This window comes from Paenibacillus puerhi (assembly GCF_009846885.1).
Taxonomy (GTDB): domain Bacteria; phylum Bacillota; class Bacilli; order Paenibacillales; family NBRC-103111; genus Paenibacillus_G; species Paenibacillus_G puerhi.
The window spans coordinates 1-2,826 of sequence record NZ_WUWM01000077.1; the positions used below are offsets into that span (position 1 = coordinate 1).

Here is a 2,826-nt window from a genome sequence, read left to right on the forward strand (position 1 = left end):
CCATAAGTTTTATGTGATTCGTTCTCATGTCGCTGCTTTCATGAAACGGATCAATAAATCGCCTCTTGAAGTCATAGACCGTCTGCTTGTTCAGGTATGAAGTTTTTCAGTTCAATCTATATAGTTAGAAACTTCTTCTTTATTGGTTAAATTAATATCTTTAAAACCTACACCTATCATATTTAAACCCAGCTTCAAGCCGAATTGAACGACATCATAACCAAGCTGACCGGTATAACTAGAATACTCATTGAATCTACTCTCCATAGCTGAAGTTATTTTCAGCATCTTTTAGTAGCGGTGCCTTTTCATCTTTCTTGGATAATATTGGGGTAATATCCATAGTCCATTTTATTCCCATATAAGGATCATTCCAAATAATACCTCGATCACAATCTGGTGCATAAAGTTCATCTACTTTGTATTGAACTTCAACTTCATCCGTTAAAGTAATAAACCCTGGGAAACCCTTGGGGATAAATAATTTTTGTTTTCTGCCGTCAGCTCAATGCCTAACCATCCCCCAAAAGTAAGACTGCCTTTCGAAGATATACAGCAACATCGTAAATAGTATCCTTGGTGCAACGAACTAGTTTCGTTTGCGCTTTAGTGTATTCCTCTTAATGTACCTTTGCTTGATGAATATGAATGATTGTCTTGAATTAATTCAAATTACCAGTCTCTAAAAACTTGGCCTCGCTCTATGTTTCCATAAACCAGCCACGATGATCACCAAATAAATGTGGCTCAACAATGTCCAGACCATCTAGATCACATTTAGTAAATTTCATTTCCCTAACCTTCTTTCATATTCCTTAATATTTTATTTCTCCATTGGCAACTTTCATTAAGTACTGACCGTATCCAGTTTTACTAAGTTTCTCGCCACATTTAAACAAATCGTTCTTACTAATCCATCCATTTATATAGGCAATTTCTTCAGGAGCAGCAATCTTGATTCCTTGATGCTCCTCTATAGTCTTAACAAAATTAGTTGCATCTACTAAACTTTGATGAGTGCCGGTATCTAACCATGTAAATCCACGGCCTAAAAGTTCTACTTCCAACTCTCCAAGCTCTAAGTATGCTTCATTAATAGAAGTTATCTCTAATTCCCCTCTCACAGAGGGTCTTACGTTTTTAGCCATCTCTACAACACGATTGTCGTAAAAATATAACCCGGTAATAGCGTAATTTGATTTTGGAATTTCAGGTTTTTCCTCAACACTTAAAACTTTTCCATGCTTATCAAATTCAACAACACCGAATCTTTTGGGGTCATGAACATGGTAGCCAAATACTGTAGCACCACTTTCTTTATTAGCAGCATGTTTAAGCATTCTCCTCATACCACTACCGTAATAAATGTTATCTCCTAATATCATGGCAACAGAATCGTCTCCAATAAATTGCTCCCCAATCAAAAAAGCTTGAGCTAATCCATCAGGGGTCGACTGAACTTTATACTCTATACTTAAACCAAAATGAGAACCATCACCTAATAAAGCCTCAAACCGTGGCGTATCTTCGGGGGTCGAAATAATCAATATATCTCTAATTCCAGCAAGCATCAAGGTTGATAGAGGGTAATAAATCATTGGTTTATCGTAAACTGGTAACAATTGTTTGGAGGTTACCATTGTTAAAGGATATAATCGCGTTCCGCTACCTCCAGCTAAAATAATACCTTTCATTTTATATACTCTCCTATCCTAGAAACAGCTTTTACTTGTACTTAAATCAACAAATGTATTCCATTTGTAGGATAAAGCTCTTTATCTAATTAATAATCTTTTCAACATACGTAATCCAGATAAAAGTTTTGCATCTGTTTGTTTTATGTTAAAGTATCCGATTACGCATAGTACATTTCTAATATAAAGTTCAAACCATTTTTTATCATATTGAGCTCCCGTGCCACCTATTACACCGGTCAAATCTGGATAGATTTTAAAGCATCTCGTATCCATTTTCGACTCTAGTAGCCTTTGATAATATACATTTTCTATACCTTTTTTATTAAAATCATCGCATTCCTTTTCTGTATCGGATAAAAATGTTAAATAATCTTCCCTTTTAACTTTAAAAAAATTCGTATGACACCATTTCGTATCGTTATAGACAACAAATTCATTATCACAAGAGTGTTGCGTTTTACAAATAGCTGTAGAATTCTTTAAAAAAACTCTCCCAGTAACTTTATATATATATTTTTCACTTCTTAAGAGATTGCTATTTTTTATTCCGTACGTAATACACTCAGCTTCTCCGTAGGACTTCCCATAAGATATAATATTTTCTATATTTCCAACAAAAGGTAAATATTCAAATTCTTTTCCATATTTAAGAGCATGATCATAAAAGTAATTTTCGTCAAAAAGGTATCCTGAATTTTCCACAAATACAATTTTATCAAATTCACTATCTTCGATATATCTTTTTATTGTATTAGAATATTGTCTAAGCCGTTCGTTCAAGTCTGTAAGAATTACTGTTACATTTTTGAAGACACTGGTATCAATTGTTCCTGTTAAAAGGATTGCTCTAGTCATATAAATCCTCCATAAAAATTATATTGAAGTGGCATTCCAAGTTTTCCACAATAAACAGGAGGGTAATGCCAGTTCCGCATTTACTCAAAGCACACCTGAATGGAGCCAATCCAAGTTTTTCGCCTCTCTTCGCCAAAGTTATCCCGGTTGTTTTTTGCAAGCGAAAAATGCTTAAACTTGCTGCCAAAAATGCCGAGACCGCTTGCCAGATGAATGGTCACTGCGGAATTCGCTCCATCGCTTGCTTGAGCCGGAAACTTTCACCCGTGAATGA

At 34.9% G+C, this 2,826-nt stretch carries 3 protein-coding genes and 1 pseudogene; 1 reads left to right on the forward strand and 3 read right to left on the reverse strand.

The genetic code is table 11. The features are described 5' to 3' along the window. Window positions 1–256: 256 nt before the first annotated feature. From rfbC to GSF01_RS29000, 3 genes and pseudogenes are all read right to left on the reverse strand, one after another. A pseudogene (gene rfbC / locus GSF01_RS30640) lies at window positions 257–791 on the reverse strand (dTDP-4-dehydrorhamnose 3,5-epimerase). 24 nt (window positions 792–815) lie between these two features. After that, entirely contained in the window at window positions 816–1,694 is an 879-nt protein-coding gene (gene rfbA, locus GSF01_RS28995) for a glucose-1-phosphate thymidylyltransferase RfbA (RefSeq protein WP_159888742.1), read from the reverse strand. 81 nt (window positions 1,695–1,775) lie between these two features. Further along, window positions 1,776–2,552: a hypothetical protein gene (locus tag GSF01_RS29000; RefSeq protein ID WP_159888743.1), complete on the reverse strand. Its 777-nt coding sequence runs from the start codon at window positions 2,550–2,552 to the stop codon at window positions 1,776–1,778. Window positions 2,553–2,617: 65 nt separating this feature from the next. Here GSF01_RS29000 and GSF01_RS30000 point away from each other — a divergent pair. Next, the coding region (locus GSF01_RS30000) for a hypothetical protein (protein ID WP_235941799.1) at window positions 2,618–2,826 on the forward strand (209 nt) is incomplete at its 3' end.

Excerpts from the sequence above, each read along its gene's own strand:
- rfbA (WP_159888742.1), bottom strand. The coding sequence starts at position 1,694 with ATGAAAGGTATTATTTTAGCTGGAGGTAGCGGAACGCGATTATATCCT.
- GSF01_RS29000 (WP_159888743.1), bottom strand. The coding sequence starts at position 2,552 with ATGACTAGAGCAATCCTTTTAACAGGAACAATTGATACCAGTGTCTTC.